Origin of the sequence: Arthrobacter sp. Cr_A7, from assembly GCF_029222765.1 — a bacterium.
Classification (GTDB): domain Bacteria; phylum Actinomycetota; class Actinomycetes; order Actinomycetales; family Micrococcaceae; genus Arthrobacter.
Window position 1 is genome coordinate 19,056 of sequence record NZ_JARHXQ010000337.1, and the last position, 17,355, is coordinate 36,410.

Consider the following 17,355-nt stretch of genomic DNA (forward strand, 5'->3'; position numbering starts at 1 on the left):
CAGAGCAGGAACGCCGGCCCCCGCCCGTAATTACTGCTTCCGGAGAGCCCGCCCCAGGCGTTCGGCAGCCTCTTCGAGGCGCGGCACCGCGACATCGCCGAAGGCCAGGCGAAGGTGGCGTGCGGCATCGGTGCCGGGGCCGGAAGCAAAGAACGAACCACGCTGGTACTCGATGCCCTCCGCGCTGGCAGCAGCCGCGAGGCGATCGGCGTCGATGCTTTCATCCCGCAGCCTGGGCCACAGGAACAGGCCGCCGCCGGGGACTGTGATGTCGAAGGCGCCGGGGGCCTCCCGCTCAAGCGCGTTCGCCAGGGCGGCCGCCCGCGTGCGGTACAGCTCCCTCGCCCGTCCCAGGGTGGCATCGAAGAGCTCCGGTTCGGTAAGCAGCATGTCCCCCACGACTGCCTGCACCAGCGTGGAACTGTGCGAGTCCTGCCTGCTGCGCAGCGCCACCAGGTCCTGGGCCAGGTGCTCCGGGGCCACCAGCCAGCCCAGCCGGAGTCCGGGACCGAGCGTCTTGGTGAAGGTGTTGATATGGATGACGTGGTCCGAGGTGTTGAAAGCCTCCACGCTCTCCGGACCGTCCGTGTACCAGAGCTCCCGGTAGGGGTTGTCGGCGAGGATCACGAAGCCGTACTGCTCGGCGAGCCGCACCAGCTCACCGCGTGCTTCCGCAGGCAGCCTACCCTGCGATGGGTTGTGGAAGTCCGGCACGGTATACAGCGCCGCGGGCCGGGCCCCATTCCGCAGCCGGTCCGCCAACTCCTCCACGTCCAGGCCGTTGGGCCCTACCCGGACCGGCAGGGTGTCCGCGCCGGACAGCTGCAGCCCGCGCAGGAACAGCGGAAAAATCGGGTTGTCCACCGCCACCAGGTCGCCGCGCTCCACCACGGCCTGGATGCCGAGGGACAAGCCGTGGAAGCCGCCATTGGTGATGATGATGCGTTCCACCGGAACGCCTTCACGCGCAGCGATCCACTCCCGCAGCGGTGAAATTCCTTCGGTCCGGGAGTACTGCAGGGCGGGCACGCCCGGCCGGGCAAGGACCCGGGCGGTGGCGGCGGCGAGTTGGTCCGCCGGCAGTACGCCGGGGTCCGGGATGCCGCCCAGGAGCTCGATCGCGTCCTCCCGCCGGTCCCGGAGGGTGGCGTCACCGAACCCCTGGGGTGCCGTAAAACCGGCGATCAGCGCGGGTTTGCGGGCGGGGGCGCGGAGGACGATGTGGAGTGTGGTTGAGGTCATAATGCAGCCTTTGCCAGGTTGTCGGGGGTGGAGGTGGACGCGGATTCCAGGCCGGAGACAGCGGTGGCCGGGGCCGCTCCCGGAATCGCGCCGAGAAGCGCGCGGGTGTACGGGTGCTGCGGGGCGGTGAAGACCTGGTCAACGGTGCCCTGTTCCACCGCTTTGCCCCGCCGCAGGACGGACACGGTGTCCGCGACCTGCCGCACCAGGGCCAGGTCGTGCGAAACGAAGAGATACGTCAGGCCAAGGTCCCGCTGCAGCCGGGCAAGGAGCTCCAGGATGTCCGCCTGCACGCTGACGTCCAGTGCGGAGGTGGGCTCGTCCAGGACCACGACGTCGGGACGCACCACCAGCGCACGGGCTATGGCTACGCGCTGGCGCTGGCCGCCGGACAAGTACGCCGGCCTGCGCTCCGCGGTCTCCGCCGGCAGGCCGACGGACAGCAGGGCTTCCCGGACGCGGTCATCGCGGCCGAACTTGGTTCCCACGGCGAACCGGTCCAGCGGTTCCCGGACAATCCGGCCCACCCGCCACGTCGGGTCCAGCGAGGTGAACGGGTTCTGGTACACCAGCTGCAAATGCCGGCGGACATCGCGGAGGTTGTCCCGCGACAGCCCGGAGAGGGACAGGCCTCCCACGGCGATACTGCCGGTGTCGGGCTGGTCCAGTCCCAGCAGCAGCCGGACGGCGGTGGTCTTCCCGGATCCGGATTCGCCAACCAGGGCATGGGTACGGCCGCGTTCCACGGAGAAGGACACCTTGTCCAGGGCCACCACCTCCCTGGTGCCGGCCTGGAAACGCTTGGAGATGCCGTCCACCACAATCTGCGCCTGCCCGGCGCGGGTGCTCCGGTCCAGATGCTCCGCAGCACGCTGGCTCCGGTAGCGGTCCGGGTTCAGGGCGGGAACGTCAGCCTGGAGGCTGCGGGCATAGGCGGTGCCCGGAGCGGCGAACACCTCCCGGGAGGGGCCCTGTTCCTGCAACGCCCCGTCTTTCAGGACCACCAGGGAATCGGCGCGTTCGGCGGCGATGGCCAGGTCGTGGGTGATTAGCAGGAGGCTGATGCCCAGCTCACGCCGCAGATCCCCGATCAGGTCCAGGATCAGCTTTTGGACGGTCACGTCCAGGGCGGACGTGGGCTCATCGGCCACGATCAGCGACGGCCGGGGCAGCACTGTCAGCGCTATCAGGACACGCTGGAGCATCCCGCCCGAGAGCTGGTGCGGGTAGGAATCGTAGATCCGGCGGGGATCCGGCAGGCCCACCTGCTCAAACACCTGAAGGATGGCGGCACGCCTGGCGCCCTGGTCTGTCCCGTCAAGCAGTGCGGCCGCTTCCTGCGCCTGGGCCCCGATGGTCCGGACCGGGTTCAAGGCGGAACCCGGGTCCTGGGGGATGAAGCCCAGCCGCCGGCCCCGCAGCTGCCTGAACTGCCGCTCCGGCAGTCCAAGCACCTCCTGGCCGGCCAGCCGCACACTGCCGCTTACCCGGGCGTCGCCGGGCACCAGCAACCGGAGGATCGCCTTGGCGATGGTCGACTTCCCTGATCCTGACTCGCCGATCAGCGCAAGGCTTTCGCCCCGGCCGAGGGAGAAACCGACGTTGTGCACCACCCCGTTGCCGCCGTACGCCACATTGAGGCCTTCGACGGCCAGCAGCGGCTCCGCTTCAAGTACCGGCACCGTAGTGTCCTTTCCGTTCGGGTTGAGTGCGCTCATTTGGAGTTCCGAAGCCATCGGCTGATCCGGTTGACGGCAAGCACCGTGGCCACAATGACGAGCGCGGGCGCGTAGACCAGCCAGGGCGCGGTGGGATAGGTCTTGCCGGACGCCACCAGGAGGCCCCAGTCCGACGCCGGGGGAGGATCGCCGTAGCCGAGGAAGGCAAGGGAAGCGATCACCAGGATGGATGTGCCGAACTGCAGGACTGCCAGCACCAGCACCGGGCGGTAGGCGTTCGGCAGGACATGCGTCATCAGTGCCTGTAGCCGGTTGCCGCCCGCAAGGTAGGAGGCTTCGACGAACGCTGCCTGGCGGACCCGGATGACCTCGGCACGCATCAGGCGGGCAAAAACGGCGACGGCGGACACGCCCGTGGCGATTGCTGCGTTGATGGTCTGGAAGCCCAGGGAGCTGACAATGACCACGGCAAGGAGGAAGCCGGGAATGGCCAGGAGGACATCGACGAAGCGGCCCAGCGCCGTGTCCAGCCAGCCGCCGCGGAAACCGCTGGCCAACCCGATGGCGCTGCCAAGCACCAGGCCAATGACCACCGCAACCAGGGCGCTGGTCACCGACGACGCCGTGCCGTAGACCACCCTGGCGTACTGGTCGCGGCCCAGGTAGTCCGTGCCGAACCAGTGCCCCGCGCTGGGCGCGGCAAGTTTGCTGGCCGTGTCCCCGCTGACCGGGCTGTAGGAGGTGAAGAGCCCGGGCAGCAGCGACCACAGCACCACCAGCAGGACCACGAGGAATGACAGCACCACAGTCGGCGGGATGCCGGGCCGGGTGATGCTCCCGGCACCCGCGGTGCGGAGCCGGGCAAACGTCAGGTCGGCGCTCATGCGTCCACCGCCTCTCGGATTTTGACCCTCGGGTCGAGCAACGGGGTGAGGAGATCGGCAGCGAGGTTGACGGCCACGAAGACGACCGCGGACAGCGCGACGACGGCCTGCAGGACGGGCTGGTCCTCACCGGTCACGGCGTTCTGAACCAGGGTGCCTATGCCGTCGCGCCCGAAGATTGTCTCGGTGATCACCGAGCCGCCCAACAGTTCACCAACGATCAGCGCAATCATGGCCACCGACGGCAGCGCCGACGGTTTGACCAGGTGCTTGGCGAAAAGTCGTGCCTCGGTCAGGCCCCTTGAGCGGGCCACGAGGGCATAGTCCTGGCGTGATTCGTGATCGAGGCCGGCGATCAGCACCTCGGCCAGCGGCGCGGACACCGGTATGGCCAGGGTGACCGCGGCGAAGAACGTGGCGGCGGCGCTGTTGGGGTCGGTGGTGGTGAAGGAGTGCAGCTTGAAGGCGAACAGCTCGATCAGCACCAGGCCGATCACGAAGTTGGGCACGGACAGGAACAGTGACGGCAGCGACCGCAGCAGGCCGGCCCACTTGCCTGGGGCGTGATGTGCGCCGTAGGCGATGGCCACCGCGAACACCAGGGAGATGAGCAGTGCACTGCCGGCCAGGGTGAGCGTGGAGGGCAGGGCATCACCCACCAGCTGGGCCACCGGAAGGTTGGACTGCAGCGAGAAGCCGAGTTGTCCCGTCAGGAACCGGCCCAGCGAAAGTGCAAGCTGTACTGCCACCGGCTGGTCCAGTCCGTAGAACGCCACGATCCGCTGGATGTCCGCCTCGCTGAGGCCTGACTGCGGGTCCCGGAGCGTATTGGTGATGGCGTCACCGGGCAGGACGCTGATGATCAGGAACGTCAGGACATAGGCGAGGAGGATGACGACGACGGCCTGGCCTGCCCTGGTGAGGGCAAACCGGCGGTATTCGCTGGTCACTTGGCAACCCATGCGGTGTAGAAGTTCGCGTAGGCAAGCCCATTGTACTGCACGCCCTTGACGGCGGGCGAGATGAGGTAGAGGCGCTGGACCAGCTGGTTCAGGGGGATGAAGTATCCCTGCTCCAGTACGTACTGCTGCAGTTCGCCGGCCACCTTTTCGCGGGATTCCCTGTCGGAGGCGCTGGCGATTGCGGTGGAGAGGTCGTTGAGCTTCTGGTCACTGGTACCAAGGTTGAACCAGTCTTCACCCTTGTTCTGGCTGGTCAGGACGCCGGCCACCGTGCCCACGTCGACGAAGCTCCGGGAGGTCTGGAATAGCGGCGGGCGGCTGGCCTGGATAGCCGCGTATCCTGCTACGTCCACCACCTTGAGGTTGACTTTGATCCCGATCCGCTCAAGCTGCTGCGCGATCAGTTCGTCTTCTGCCTTCGTGGAGGGGACGTAGGGATTCGGTGTCAGCGGGATTTCAAGGGTCTTCCCGTCCTTCACGCGGAAGCCATCCGCTCCGGGCTTCCAGCCGGCGTCGTCCAGCAGTTTCTTGGCGCGCTCCGGATCGAAGGCGAACGAGCTGCTGTAGTCCCCGGCTTCGGGAACATTGCCCTGGATGAAGGTTGTGGCTGCGTCCCAGTCATCCGTGTAGACCGTCTTCCGGATTTCCTCGCGGTCGATGCCGTGCTGGATGGCCTGGCGCACGCTCGCTTCGTTGGTGGGGAAGGCCTGGGTGTTGACCTGGAAACCGTCCACGAAGCCCAGGTACTTGGGCGTGCCCACCGTAAATCCCTGCGCCTTCAGCGACTCGATCTCCTGCGGTTCCACGTTGAAGGACACCTCGGCCTGGCCCGAGGCCACCGTGGACGTCCGGACAGAGGTGTCCTTGATGACCTTGTAGGTGATGGTGTCCAGGCGCGCCGGACCGGTGTGGCCGAGCGCGGAAGGTCCCCAGTTGTAGTCTTTGCGCTTCTCCAGCACGTAGCTGTCGCCCTGCTTCCAGGACTTGAGCACGAACGGCCCGCTGCCGATTTCCTGGGCGAGGTCCGCTTGCGCGTCCACCGGCAGGGCGAGCGTCTTGGGGGAGAGGAGGATGCACCCGTGGTAGGCGAGCGTCGCGATGAAGCCGAGGGCCGGGGAGGAGAAGGAGACCTTGACGGTGCTGCTGTCCGTGGCCTCGGCGCTGAGGAAGTTGCTGGATGGGAAGAGGCCTACTTTGCTGATGCCCCGGTCCGGGTCCCCCTTGGCCCAGGCGTTCAGGTTGGCCACAACGGCGGCGGCGTCCAGGGGAGTGCCGTCGGAGAACGTGACGCCCTCTTTCAGGTGCAGGACGAAGTCCTTCGCCCCGTTGAGTTCCTCCCAGCTTTCGGCGATCCACGGGCTCAGCTGGCCCCTCTCATCGACGTAGACGAGCTTGTCGGTGATCTGGCCCCAGAGGTTGCCTTCGTAGCTTGAGATGGAGGTCTTGCTGGACACCCAGCCTGTGTCATAGCCCTGGATCAGGAACGTGATGTTTCCGCCGTCCACCGGGGTGCCGGCGTCGGACGAACTGGTGGCGGACACGCCGCCGCAGGCAGTGAGCAGTGCAGAGGCGGTGATGGCGCTGACGCCGGCGATGAAGGCGCGGCGCCTGAGTGTGGTGGTATGCATGGAAAGTTCTCCTTGGAATGGTGAGTGGGCCGTGGGGCTAGATGGCTTTGCCGGGGTTCAGCAGCCCGTCGGGGTCCAAGGCTGCCTTGATGGCGTGCTGTGCGCGGCGGATTCGTGCGGAAAGTTCCAGGGCGGCCCATTCCTGTTTGATGGTTCCGACGCCGTGTTCTCCGGTGACGGTTCCGCCGAGGTCGAGGGCAACCCGCACCAAGGCTGTGGCGGCGTCCTGGAGGGAGGCCGGGGGATGTGCGGGGTCGTCGCCGGGCTTGATGTCCATGCTGATCACCGGGTGGAGGTTTCCGTCCCCGGCGTGCGAGACTGCCGAGATTTTGACCCCGAACCGGGCCTCGAGTGCAGGGAAGGATTTATAGACGCTGGGCAGCTTGGACTTGGGGACGGCGATGTCCTCCCCGATGAACCACTGGCCCTCAGGAAAGCCTCGGCCGCTGCGGCGGAGCTCCCAGAGGCGGCGGCCCGCTTCCTCGCTTTCAACGGTCACGCGGCCTCCGCGCGCCGCCAGGGCTGCCTTGAGGTCCGATGCCTGCTCCTCGATGCCGTACCCGTCGATCTCAATAAGGATCAGGGCAGCGCCGCGCTCGCTGAGCGCCGTACCGGAGTGCACATCGATATTTTCGAGGCTGGCGGTGTCGAAGAACTCGATGGCCGCCGGGCGGACGGCGGACAGCGTGATCGCGGCCAGGCCCTCGGCGCCCTCAGCGGTACTGTCGAAAAAAGCGGTGAGGGTCCTGCGGGCCACGGGAATGGGGCGAAGGCGGAGGGTTGCGCGCACCACGATGCCCAGGATGCCTTCGGAGCCTACGAACAGGGACGTCAGGTCCAGGCCGGTCACGCCTTTGATCGACCGGTGGCCTACAGAGACAAGGCTGCCGTCGGCCAGGACGACGTCGAGGGCAAGGACGGATTCGCGGGTGACGCCGTATTTGGCGCAGCGCAGGCCGCCGGCGTTCGTGGCGATGTTGCCGCCGATGGAGGAGATATCAAAGCTGGCCGGATCGGGTGCATAGAAGAGGCCGTATGGCTCAAGCCGGGCGTTCAACTCCGCGTTGATGATTCCCGGTTCCACCACGGCCACTTCGTCCAGCGGCGAAATCTCGATTACGCCGGCCATCCGTTCCGTGGAGAGCACCACCTGGTTAGCTTCGGCGGTGGCGCCGCCCGACAGCCCCGTCCCGGCGCCGCGGGGCACCACGGAGATGCCAAGCCCGGCTGCAAGGCGCACAACCTGCTGCACCTGCCGGGCGCTCGCAGGGAAAACGACGGCGGGACCGGGCTTGCCGTCGCCGGCCTCCGCCGTTTTGGCCGTCGCCGCATCAAAGCCGTAGCGGCGTGTTCCGGAGGCGGGAGCCAGCGCCTCGATGTCGGGGTGCCGGTCAACCAGTTCCCGGTAGAAGGTGTCAATGGCGCGTGCCGGTTCGACGGCGGGTGGCGCTTCGGTGTCAATGGATGTCATGCCGGGTGTTTCCTTCAGGGCGACTGGACCGGGCAAAGTGATTCCCGGTCAACGAATTCGGATATCCCGGCCTCGAAATGACTGGGGTCTGATGGAAAATTAGCGCCGTCATGGAATAGGCCGCCACTTGGCATGACGCGCGGATCAACAATTCGCAATTGCAGGACACCGTAATTAGCGTTTCGTAAAAGGGCGACACTTTTCGACGTATTGCCCTGCTGGTGACGGAATATTTACCGATATGTCTCCCTATGGCGGGGCGCGTCCAATCGTTGCGGAAGGGCTTGAAGAACCTGAATTGCGGATGGTTTGGTGAGGTAACGATCCACAGGAGAGGCCATTCCCATGACAGCCACATCAGATCTTGCTCCCCGGCGGCTCCGGGACATCTTTGGAAGTTTTGCCACCGGACTGACCGTGATTACCAGCGCCACGAAGGACGGGCCGGCCGGGTTCACGTGCCAGTCCTTCGCATCCCTTTCCCTGGATCCGGCCCTGGTGACCTTCAGCCCGGCCCGGACATCGAGCACATGGCCCGTACTGCGGAAAGCAGGTTCCTTTACGGTTAACATTCTTCCGGCAGAGCACCAGCACCTGGCCGGTCAGTTTGCCCGTTCAGGCTCGGATAAATTCGCGGGAGTGGCCTACACGCCTTCTCCGCTGGGCAATCCAATTCTGGACGACGCCCTCGCCTGGATTGACTGCGAACTCCATGCGGAATACGACGGCGGCGACCACACCATTGTGGTGGGGGCAGTCCGGCACCTGAATGCCCGCCAGGACGCAGAACCGCTCCTGTTTTTCAAAGGCCGCTATGCAGGATTGACGCCGGCGAAAAGCCTCCTCGAGGCTGCCGGCTGACGCCTGCCGCAAAAGCTGACAATTCGCAGACAAAATGAGGCTGCCATATCCGCGGGGGATATGGCAGCCTCCTTCTGTCTGCGTGCCGGAAATTCAATAGGAAATGAAGGCGACGAGTTCGCCCACGCGGTCCTCGGGGTAGTTCTTGGCGATATCGGCCTGGCTCAGGACACCCACCAGGTTGTGCCCGTCAATGACGGGAAGCCGGCGCACCTGATGGTCCTGCATGGTGCGGATGGCTTCTTCAATGGAATCGTCGGCGCCAATGGTTACCGGCTTGCCTTCACCCAGTTCACCCGCCTTGACGCTGCGCGGGTCGCCGCCTTCAGCCAGGCATTTCACCACGATGTCGCGGTCCGTCACCATGCCCTTGAGCCGGTTGTCTTCACCGCAGATGGGAAGCGAACCGACGTCAAGTTCCTTCATTTTCCGGGCGGCTGCTTCCAGGGTTTCGTTTTCACCGATGCACTCCGCGCCACCGGTCATGATTTCCCGTGCCGTTGTCATGATGGCCTCCTTCATGAATGCCGTGCCGTGTCTCTTTTGCCTGCTCAGATGGCTCTTCGGAACCCTGCCGGTACATGACGGCTCCGGAGAGCTGGCCGATAAAAAAATGCTAAGCCTACTGACTATTGATGTCCAGAGCGGTGGCGCCGCACCCCTGGTGGTGTCCGGCTGGCCGCTCTTACCTTGTTGCATCCGCGGGACCAAGTAGTAAGCTTGCTGAGCATTACTGGTAAGCATGCTGATTAACCGGATGAGGGAAGCAGGGGTAATGGGCACAGTATTCGGTGTTGCCTGGTCGCTGATGCTGACGGCCGGCGGAGCCGCCGTGGCTGCGGGCGCGCCCTTCGGCGCTGCCGGACTGGGCGGTCAGTACCTGGTCGGCCATGTCCTCCTTGGGGTGGGCATCGGCCACCTGCTGGCGATGGCGGTGCGGCTTGCTGCCCGCCGGATCATGAAAGGTGCCCGCACCCGCCCCGTTGCGGTCCAGGCACCGGAAGCCCGCATGGCCAGCGTGACAGTCCTGCCTGCCAGGCCTGCCTCCGTCCCGCCGCTCCGTGGCCGGCATGCCGCCTGAGGCGCCGGGATCCACAGGATCAGGCCCGGTCCGGCCAACGGCGGCGCGGCGGGTCCTGACAGCCATCGCGGCACTGGCAGTTGCGGGTGCCGTGGCGGCGATTGTGGTTGCCGGGGTGATGGGTTTCCGGCTGTCCGACTCTGACGAAGCCACCCTCCGCGGCTTCCAGATCCGGGTTCTGAGTATCAGCCAGGCAGCAGCGGAAAACAGGATGGACGGAGCCCTGGCCGCACTCCAGGCGCTGGAGAAGGACCTGGATGCCGCCGCACGCGATGGCCGGATTTCGGCTCCGCGCCTGCTCGGAATTGAAACAGCCCTGGCGGCAGTCCGCACGGAAATAGCCGGCCAGTTGGCGGCACCGGCCCCTGCATCCGGCACGGCCGGGCTGGTTGGACCTTCCGCGGCAGCACCCGCCAACCCCACTGTGCCCCAGACGCAGCCGGTCCAGCCGGTGCCCGGAGAGCAGGCCGTGGCGCCCCAACCGGTGCCTGTTCCGGCGGGCCAGGAGGCGGCGCTTCCGGAAGCAGCCAAGGATGCCAAGGGGAAAGGCAAGGGCCAAGGCAAGCCCTGACCAGGCGGGCAGTCACTCCGCTGCCCGGCCGCCCTCAGTGAGGGAAGGGGCGCGGAACCCGCGCAAGGGGAAGGGGGCCGGGCAGAATGGACGGGTGACTTCATCAAACCTGCGCGGCCGGCGCAACACCGCGAAAGCCTTCGACCTCGGTGCCATCGGTGCCGGCCTGGCCTTCGCAGGTTCCCTTCCGGACCTGGAGGAGGCCCTGGACACCGGGCCGGCCGCGGGCTCGGCGGTGGTGCAGGCGCCGCCCGGGACCGGAAAAACAACACTCGTCCCGCCGCTGCTCGCGAACCTCGTCTCCGGCACGGGCAGGGTTGTGGTCACCCAGCCGCGGCGGGTGGCGGCACGTTCCGCTGCCCGGCGGCTCTCCGCCCTGGACGCCAGCCGGCTTGGCGGCCGCGTGGGATACACCGTGCGCGGCGAACGGGAGGCGGGTTCCGACACCCTCGTCGAGTTCGTGACGCCCGGCATCCTCCTGCGCCGCCTGCTGGCCGACCCCGGCCTTGACGGCGTTGCCGCCGTCGTCCTGGACGAAGTCCACGAGCGCGGGCTGGAGACGGACCTGCTGATCGGCATGCTCGCCGAAGTCCGCCAGCTGCGCAGCGACCTTACCGTCGTGGCCATGTCGGCAACCCTCGATGCTCCCCGCTTCGCCGCCCTGCTGGGGGAGCCCGACGGCGGTCCCGCGGCTCCCGTCGTCGACTGCCCGTCCGTGCTCCATCTGTTGGATGTCCAGTGGGAACCTGCCCCGGGCCCGCGGCTGGACACCAGGGGAGTGGCCCGCAGCTTCCTGGACCACCTCGTGGAAACAGCGGCACGCGTCTACGCCGGCGCCCTGGCCGGGGACGGCTCCGTGGATGCCCTGGTTTTCGTCCCCGGCGCCCGCGAAGTCTCGCAGGTGGCAGCAGGTCTCCGCGTCCGGCTGGGGGAAGGCATCGATGTGCTCGAGCTGCATGGCCAGGTAGGTGCCGCGGAGCAGGACCGCGCAGTGTCCGGACGGCGGCCGGGGGACAATGCCCGGATTATCGTTTCAACCGATCTGGCGGAGTCCTCGCTGACCGTCCCGGGCGTCCGGCTGGTCATCGATTCCGGGCTAACCCGGGAGCCGCGGCGGGATGCCGGCCGTGGCATGAGCGGCCTGGTAACGGTCTCCTGCTCCCGGGCATCGGCGGATCAACGCGCAGGCCGGGCGGCCCGCCAAGGTCCGGGCACCGTGGTCCGCTGCTACACGCAGCAGGCGTATGGGGCAGCGCCGGCCCATGTCACGCCCGAAATCAAGGTGGCGGACCTGGCCGGCGCAGCATTGACGCTGGCATGCTGGGGATCGCCGGGTGGCGAAGGGCTCGCCCTGCCGGACATGCCGCCGCGGCAGGCTTTGGATGACGCCGTCGAGGTCCTCAGGGAACTGGGTGCCGTGTCAGCAGACGGCCACGCCACCGCTACGGGGCGCACCCTCGCCGGAATTCCTGCCGATCCGAGGCTTGCCCGCGCCCTGCTGGACGGCGAGGCAACCATCGGTGCCCGGGCGGCGGCAGAGGTGGTGGCCGCAGTTGCCGGAGACCACCGTGCTCCCGGCGCTGACCTTCCGCGGCTGTTGTCCCAGCTTCGTGGCGATTCCGGGCCGGCGGGCCGGCGCTGGGCGGACGAGTCAAAGCGGTTGCGGGCCCTGGCCCGGGAAGCGGGAAACCCCGCGCCCCCTGGAGTTCCCACCTCGGCAGTTCCCGCCCCGGGGCCGGCCGGCACCGAGGCGGTGGGTGCCGTCGTCGCCCTGGCCTTTCCGGACCGGGTGGCCCGGCTCGTGCCCGGTGACGGGCCTGCACGGTACCTGCTGTCGTCCGGGACGCGTGCCGGCCTGCCGGCGGGAAGCAGCCTGTCCGGGTACGAATGGCTGGCCGTGGCCGAAGTGTCGCGGGCGGAGGGCAGGGACTCGGCTGGCACCGGCGCCGTCATCCGGACGGCTGCACCGCTCAACGCCGAGCTCGCCCAGGCAGCCGCCTCGCACCTCCTGGCGGAAACGGTCGAGGCGCAGTTCGTCCAGGGACGTGTTACGGCACGGAAAGTCCGGCGCCTGGGTGCGATCGTGCTCGCAGACACCCCTGTCCGTCCCTCACCCGCCGAAGGCAAGGCGGCCGTGGCCGGAGCCCTGCACAAGGAGGGCCTTGCCGTCCTGGAATGGTCGACGGCGGCCGACGCCTTACGCCGCCGTCTGGCCTTCCTGCACCGGGAGCTGGGCGGGCCGTGGCCCGACGTCTCGGACGCCGCCCTCCTGCTGCGCCTGGACGACTGGCTGGGTCCGGAACTTGAAAGCCTTGCGGCGGGAGGCGCCGTCGCGGCGTTGGACCTCACCCAGCCGCTGCGGCGCCTGCTGCCCTGGCCGGAGGCCGGACGGCTGGATGAGCTGGCCCCGGAATGGCTGGAGGTTCCCAGCGGCTCACGGATCAGGATTGACTACCCCCATCACGACGACGACACCGCGCCGCCTGTGGTGGCCGTCAAGCTGCAGGAATGTTTCGGCCTGGCGGATTCGCCCCGGCTGGTGAACGGCACGGTTCCGGTCCTGTTCCACCTGCTGTCCCCGGCCCGGCGCCCGCTGGCCGTGACCGGTGACCTCACGTCCTTTTGGTCCGGTCCCTATGCCCAGGTCCGGGCAGAGATGCGCGGCCGCTATCCCAAGCACCCGTGGCCGGAGGATCCCTGGACTGCCCCCGCCACAGCACGGGCCAAGCAGCGCAGCTAGGGTCCTTCCGGGCACATGCCACGAGGCTCCGGCGGCTGCGTGAGAACTCCGATACACACCTGAAACGTCGCGTCGACGTGCTGAAACATGCCTTGGCTACGCTCGGTGGTACGTGGACAGCGTGGTCCATACCCCACATGGAAGGACATACCGATGTTTCTCTTTAACCTTTTGCTCGACGGCCGGCGCAGCGACGACAACCGGTCCTGCAACGGCGGCAGCGGGAAGAACGATTTTCCCGAAGGCCGGCTCACCTCCACAGCGTGGGAGGGCTGGTGGCACGAGGAAGCAGCGTAACCGGATGGAGCCGGGCGGGCGGGCCTAGCGGGCGGACCGGATAAAGTCGGCCACCGGAGCGGCCAGCGAGGCCCCGATCTCACCCGCCGGCCGTTTCGCACCTGCGACGGCGAAGGAATGGTCGCCGCCGTCCATCCACTGCAGTACCGCGGACGGCCCGATGCGTGACACGACGTCCTGCAGGATTTCCGGCGTGGCAAACGTGTCGCGGGTGCCCTGCAGGAACAACATGGGCGTGGTCATCCCGTAGAGGTGTTCGTCCCGCAGTTTCTCCGGCTTTCCGGGCGGGTGCAGCGGGTACCCGAGGTAGATCAGTCCCGCAGCAGCCATCCCTTCGGACACTGCCATGGACGCCATCCGGCCGCCGAATGATTTGCCTGCCGCCCACAGGGGGCCGGAGTCCCCGTGGGTTGCTGCGCGTTCCGCAGCAGCTGCCATCGCCGCATTCCAGGTGGCAATGGCGGCCGGCGGGCGGTCCGGGAACCGCCGCCCGGCTTCACGGTAGGGGAAGTTGAAGCGCAGCGTTGCCAGGCCCAGGGAGTTCAGTGCATCCGTGAACCCGCGCAGGAAGGGGTGCTCCATTCCAGCGCCGGCACCGTGGGCGACCACCACTGTGGCCCAGGGATTGTCCGGGCGGGCATAAGCGGCGGAGACGGTGACCTCGCCAACGGCAAGCGGAATGTCTGATTCTTCGGCGGGCATGTCTCCATCATGCCGCAGGGACGTCCGGAAATGTGCCGGCATCCGGACGGCGGGGTGTACGTTGTCCCCATGGCGAGCGAACAGACAAAAATCACGGTTCCGGGCCCCCACGGCGAGCGCGAGATGCGCATTTCGAGCCCCAGCAGGGTCCTGTGGCCGGACCTCGGCCTCACCAAGCTGGACCTGGCCCAGTACCTTTGCGCTGTTGGCGAGGCGTTCATTGCCGCGAACGGTGACCGACCCGTGGCGCTGCAGAGGTACTCGGACAACGTGGACGGCGAGCAGTTCTTCTCAAAGAACCCGCCCAAGGGGACCCCTGAATTCATGCGCTCAGTGAAAGTGGTCTTCCCGAGCGCCCGTTCGCATCCCATGCTCGTCCTGGATGAACCGGCAGCCGCCGTGTGGGCTGCGCAGATGAACACCGTGGTGTTCCATCCCTGGCCGTCCCGGGCCGGAAACCCGGATAACCCGGACCAGCTGCGCATCGACCTGGACCCGCAGCCCGGGACGGATTTTGATGATGCGGTTCCCGCGGCCCTGGTGCTGAAGGAGGTCCTGGCCGAGGCCGGACTCGAGTGCTTCATCAAGACCTCGGGAAACCGCGGCCTCCACGTCTACGCACCCATCGAGCCCACCCGGGAATTCCTGGATGTCCGGCACGCCGTGATTGCCGCCGCCCGGGAGGTGGAGCGGCGGATGCCGGAGAAGGTGACCACCGCCTGGTGGAAGGAAGAGCGGGGCCAGCGGATTTTCCTCGACTTCAACCAGGCCAACCGGGACCGCACCATCGCCGGCGCCTATAGTCCCCGGGCTTTGCCGCACGCCCCGGTGTCCTGCCCCATCACGTGGGATGAGCTGGAGAACGCCGATCCCAAAAACTTCACCATCCTGACCGTCCCCGAAAGGCTCCGGACCACCGGGGACCCCTGGGCCGGCTTCCACAAGAATCCGGGCAGCATTGACACACTGCTCAAGTGGTGGGAGCGGGACAGCAAAGCCGGCCTGGGTGAGCTGCCGTTTCCGCCGGACTACCCCAAAATGCCGGGGGAACCGCCGCGGGTCCAGCCGAGCCGGGCAAAGAAGCAGGACTGACCGGACGCCGGGCCCGGCCGAAACCTATTCGAAGCGGGAGGGGTCGCCGGCACCTTGCCGGACCACCTCGGCCACGCCGCTGGAAAAGTCCACCACCGTGGTGGGCTCCGCGCCGCAGTCGCCGGCATCGATCACGGCGTCCACCTGGTGGTCCAGCCGTTCCTTGATGTCCCACCCCTGGGTCAGCGGGTCTTCCTCGTCGGGCAGCAGCAGGGTGCTGGACAACAGGGGTTCGCCGAGCTCGGCCAGCAGCGCCGACACCACCCGGTTGTCCGGGATCCTGACGCCGACGGTCTTTTTCTTGGGATGCAGCAGGCGTTTGGGGACTTCCCGGGTGGCCGGAAGAATGAACGTGTAGCTTCCGGGCGTGACCGACTTGATGCTGCGGAATACCTCATTGCCGATGTTCACGAACTGGCCCAGCTGGGCGAAGTCCCGGCACACCAGGGTGAAGTGGTGCTTGTCATCGAGCCGGCGGATGCTCCTGATCCGGTCCAGGGCATCCTTGTTCCCCAGCTGCGCGCCCAGCGCATAGCAGGAGTCCGTGGGGTAGGCGATCAGCCCGCCGTCGAGCAGGATGCGGACCGCCTGGGCAATTGCCCGGGGCTGGGGGTCCTGGGGATGAACGTCGAAGTATCTGGCCATGCCCCCGAGCCTACGTTCCGAAGGTGCCACCCCGCACGTCAAAACCCCCTACCAGCGCGCCCTTCTTTGGGGCAGGATGTTGTCTGGTCCATGTCAGTCCCCACAGCAAGGAGAACAAGCCATGCCAACTGTCCTCAATCCGTACCTCAGCTTCCGGGACAACGCCCGTGAGGCGATGAACTTCTACCAGTCAGTGTTCGGCGGGGAGCTGCGGGTCAGCACCTTCGGGGAGTACCAAGCCAGCGAGGATCCCGCGGAAGCAGACAAGATCATGCACGGCATGCTGACCACCCCGCAGGGCCTGGTCCTGATGGGGGCCGACACCCCCAACGGCATGGAGTACAGCCAGGGTTCAGCCATCTCCATCTCCCTCAGCGGCGAGGACGAGTCGGAACTCCGCGGCTATTACGACAAGCTGAGCGGCGACGGCGGGTCGGTCACGGTTCCGTTGGAAAAGTCCCCCTGGGGTGACATCTTCGGAATGTGCACGGACCGCTACGGCGTTGCCTGGCTGGTCAACGTCAACGCTGCGCAGGGCACCACGGGCGCGCCCTGATGCTGCCGGACGCGCCCGATTGATGACGGGCTTAGCCCTGTTTTGACGCCACGAAGTAGGCGTTGAACGGGTCTTCGTCCAGGTCCACCGCCCGGACGTCCTGGAATCCGGCGTCCCTGACCAGCCTTTCGGCCTGCTGGACGCCCCACACGGTCCCCAGCCCGTCGCCGCCCTGGGACAGTGAAACGGACATGCAGTGGGTGGTGGAGATGGCGTAGAGGAAGGCAGCCCAGGGCAGGTCGATGTTGTCCTCGAGGTCGCTGGAGGCCTTCATGTCCACCATCAGGAAGGTCCCGCCCGGCTTCAGTGCCTCCCAGATATTGCGGAGCACGGCGGCCGGGTGGGCCTGGTCGTGGACGGCGTCGAAAACGGTGACCAGGTCCAGTTCTTCCCGGAGGTCCAGGGCGGCTGCGTCGCGCAGCTCGAACCGGACGTTGGGCAGGCCCAGCCGCTCCGCCTCGGCCCGCCCGGCGTCAAGGGCTTCCGCGAAAAAGTCGTAGCCCACGAAGCTGCTGGCGGGAAAGGCCTGCGCCATCAGGTTCACCGCATGGCCCGCACCGCAGCCGATATCGGCCACCCGGATGCCGGCGCGCAGGTCGTCAATCCTGCCGGACAGCGGAAGGATGGTGTCCACCAGCGAGGCATCATGGACCGAGGCGCTGTCTGCCGCTTGGATCTGGACGAAGCCCGGGTAGTCGGAGTAGTCCAGGCCGCCGCCCGTACGGAATTTCTCCACCACCTTGCCGGCCACCTCGCCCATCAACGTTACGTACGTGAGCGTCCGCGCAAGGTTGGCCACTCCCGGTCCGCTGACGGATGGGGCGATGTCCCGCCGCAGGAAGTACGTCTTCGCACCGGGCTCGTAATCGATGAAGCGTGCAGTCACCATGCCGCCCAGCCACTCGCGGACGTAGCGCTCATTCAGCCCGGCCGCGTCGGCGATC

The 17,355-nt window shown here is 67.2% G+C and carries 17 protein-coding genes; 7 read left to right on the forward strand and 10 right to left on the reverse strand.

Annotation, left to right across the window (positions count from 1 at the left end; all coding sequences use genetic code 11):
• Positions 1-30: 30 nt before the first annotated feature.
• From P2Q66_RS20375 to P2Q66_RS20400, 6 genes are read right to left on the reverse strand one after another with little or no spacing between them, the layout of a single operon-like run.
• Positions 31-1,242 carry a PLP-dependent aminotransferase family protein gene (locus P2Q66_RS20375; protein ID WP_275731075.1) on the reverse strand — a complete coding sequence of 404 codons (1,212 nt, stop codon included), beginning with the start codon at positions 1,240-1,242 and terminating at the stop codon, positions 31-33.
• Positions 1,239-2,960 (reverse strand): ABC transporter ATP-binding protein, encoded by a 1,722-nt coding sequence (locus tag P2Q66_RS20380; protein WP_275731078.1) that lies wholly within the window; start codon positions 2,958-2,960, stop codon positions 1,239-1,241. The genes P2Q66_RS20375 and P2Q66_RS20380 overlap by 4 nt, the downstream gene beginning before the upstream one ends.
• On the reverse strand, positions 2,957-3,805 hold the full coding sequence (locus tag P2Q66_RS20385; RefSeq protein ID WP_275731080.1) for an ABC transporter permease: 849 nt from the start codon (positions 3,803-3,805) through the stop codon (positions 2,957-2,959). Before P2Q66_RS20385 ends, P2Q66_RS20380 begins: the two co-directional genes overlap by 4 nt.
• A complete protein-coding gene (locus P2Q66_RS20390; RefSeq protein WP_275731083.1) occupies positions 3,802-4,755 on the reverse strand; it encodes an ABC transporter permease in 954 nt (317 codons plus the stop codon). The genes P2Q66_RS20385 and P2Q66_RS20390 overlap by 4 nt, the downstream gene beginning before the upstream one ends.
• On the reverse strand, positions 4,752-6,395 hold the full coding sequence (locus P2Q66_RS20395; RefSeq protein WP_275731086.1) for an ABC transporter substrate-binding protein: 1,644 nt from the start codon (positions 6,393-6,395) through the stop codon (positions 4,752-4,754). Before P2Q66_RS20395 ends, P2Q66_RS20390 begins: the two co-directional genes overlap by 4 nt.
• Before the next feature lie 37 nt (positions 6,396-6,432).
• Positions 6,433-7,866 (reverse strand): FAD-linked oxidase C-terminal domain-containing protein, encoded by a 1,434-nt coding sequence (locus tag P2Q66_RS20400; protein ID WP_275731089.1) that lies wholly within the window; start codon positions 7,864-7,866, stop codon positions 6,433-6,435.
• A gap of 345 nt (positions 7,867-8,211) precedes the next feature.
• On the opposite strand from P2Q66_RS20400, the gene P2Q66_RS20405 reads away from it, so the two are divergent.
• The gene (locus tag P2Q66_RS20405) at positions 8,212-8,727 is read left to right on the forward strand and encodes a flavin reductase family protein (protein WP_275731091.1); all 516 of its coding nucleotides are present in this window, start codon (positions 8,212-8,214) and stop codon (positions 8,725-8,727) included.
• 93 nt (positions 8,728-8,820) lie between these two features.
• Here the strand turns inward: P2Q66_RS20405 and P2Q66_RS20410 are convergent, their stop codons facing one another.
• Complete coding sequence (locus tag P2Q66_RS20410) at positions 8,821-9,234, reverse strand: CBS domain-containing protein (protein ID WP_079596004.1); 414 nt, start codon at positions 9,232-9,234, stop codon at positions 8,821-8,823.
• Between the two features lie 268 nt (positions 9,235-9,502).
• On the opposite strand from P2Q66_RS20410, the gene P2Q66_RS20415 reads away from it, so the two are divergent.
• From P2Q66_RS20415 to P2Q66_RS20430, 4 genes are all read left to right on the forward strand, one after another.
• Positions 9,503-9,808, forward strand: coding sequence for a hypothetical protein (locus P2Q66_RS20415; RefSeq protein ID WP_275731094.1), 306 nt, complete (start codon positions 9,503-9,505; stop codon positions 9,806-9,808).
• Positions 9,798-10,379 carry a hypothetical protein gene (locus tag P2Q66_RS20420; RefSeq protein WP_275731095.1) on the forward strand — a complete coding sequence of 194 codons (582 nt, stop codon included), beginning with the start codon at positions 9,798-9,800 and terminating at the stop codon, positions 10,377-10,379. Before P2Q66_RS20415 ends, P2Q66_RS20420 begins: the two co-directional genes overlap by 11 nt.
• Before the next feature lie 94 nt (positions 10,380-10,473).
• On the forward strand, positions 10,474-13,119 hold the full coding sequence (hrpB, locus tag P2Q66_RS20425; protein WP_275731096.1) for an ATP-dependent helicase HrpB: 2,646 nt from the start codon (positions 10,474-10,476) through the stop codon (positions 13,117-13,119).
• Positions 13,120-13,272: 153 nt separating this feature from the next.
• Positions 13,273-13,416: a hypothetical protein gene (locus P2Q66_RS20430; protein WP_181884701.1), complete on the forward strand. Its 144-nt coding sequence runs from the start codon at positions 13,273-13,275 to the stop codon at positions 13,414-13,416.
• A 24-nt stretch (positions 13,417-13,440) separates the two neighbouring features.
• Here the strand turns inward: P2Q66_RS20430 and P2Q66_RS20435 are convergent, their stop codons facing one another.
• Positions 13,441-14,118 (reverse strand): alpha/beta family hydrolase, encoded by a 678-nt coding sequence (locus tag P2Q66_RS20435; protein WP_275731097.1) that lies wholly within the window; start codon positions 14,116-14,118, stop codon positions 13,441-13,443.
• Positions 14,119-14,187: 69 nt separating this feature from the next.
• Between P2Q66_RS20435 and ligD the strand changes: the two genes are divergently transcribed.
• Positions 14,188-15,210, forward strand: a complete 1,023-nt coding sequence (gene ligD / locus P2Q66_RS20440; RefSeq protein WP_275731098.1) for a non-homologous end-joining DNA ligase — start codon at positions 14,188-14,190, stop codon at positions 15,208-15,210.
• A gap of 24 nt (positions 15,211-15,234) precedes the next feature.
• Here the strand turns inward: ligD and P2Q66_RS20445 are convergent, their stop codons facing one another.
• Positions 15,235-15,855: an L-threonylcarbamoyladenylate synthase gene (locus P2Q66_RS20445; RefSeq protein WP_079596008.1), complete on the reverse strand. Its 621-nt coding sequence runs from the start codon at positions 15,853-15,855 to the stop codon at positions 15,235-15,237.
• 121 nt (positions 15,856-15,976) lie between these two features.
• Between P2Q66_RS20445 and P2Q66_RS20450 the strand changes: the two genes are divergently transcribed.
• Positions 15,977-16,411 (forward strand): VOC family protein, encoded by a 435-nt coding sequence (locus P2Q66_RS20450; RefSeq protein WP_115523385.1) that lies wholly within the window; start codon positions 15,977-15,979, stop codon positions 16,409-16,411.
• A gap of 31 nt (positions 16,412-16,442) precedes the next feature.
• On the opposite strand, the gene P2Q66_RS20455 is transcribed toward P2Q66_RS20450, so the two are convergent.
• Positions 16,443-17,355: class I SAM-dependent methyltransferase (locus P2Q66_RS20455; RefSeq protein WP_275731099.1), on the reverse strand; the 913-nt coding region annotated here is incomplete at its 5' end.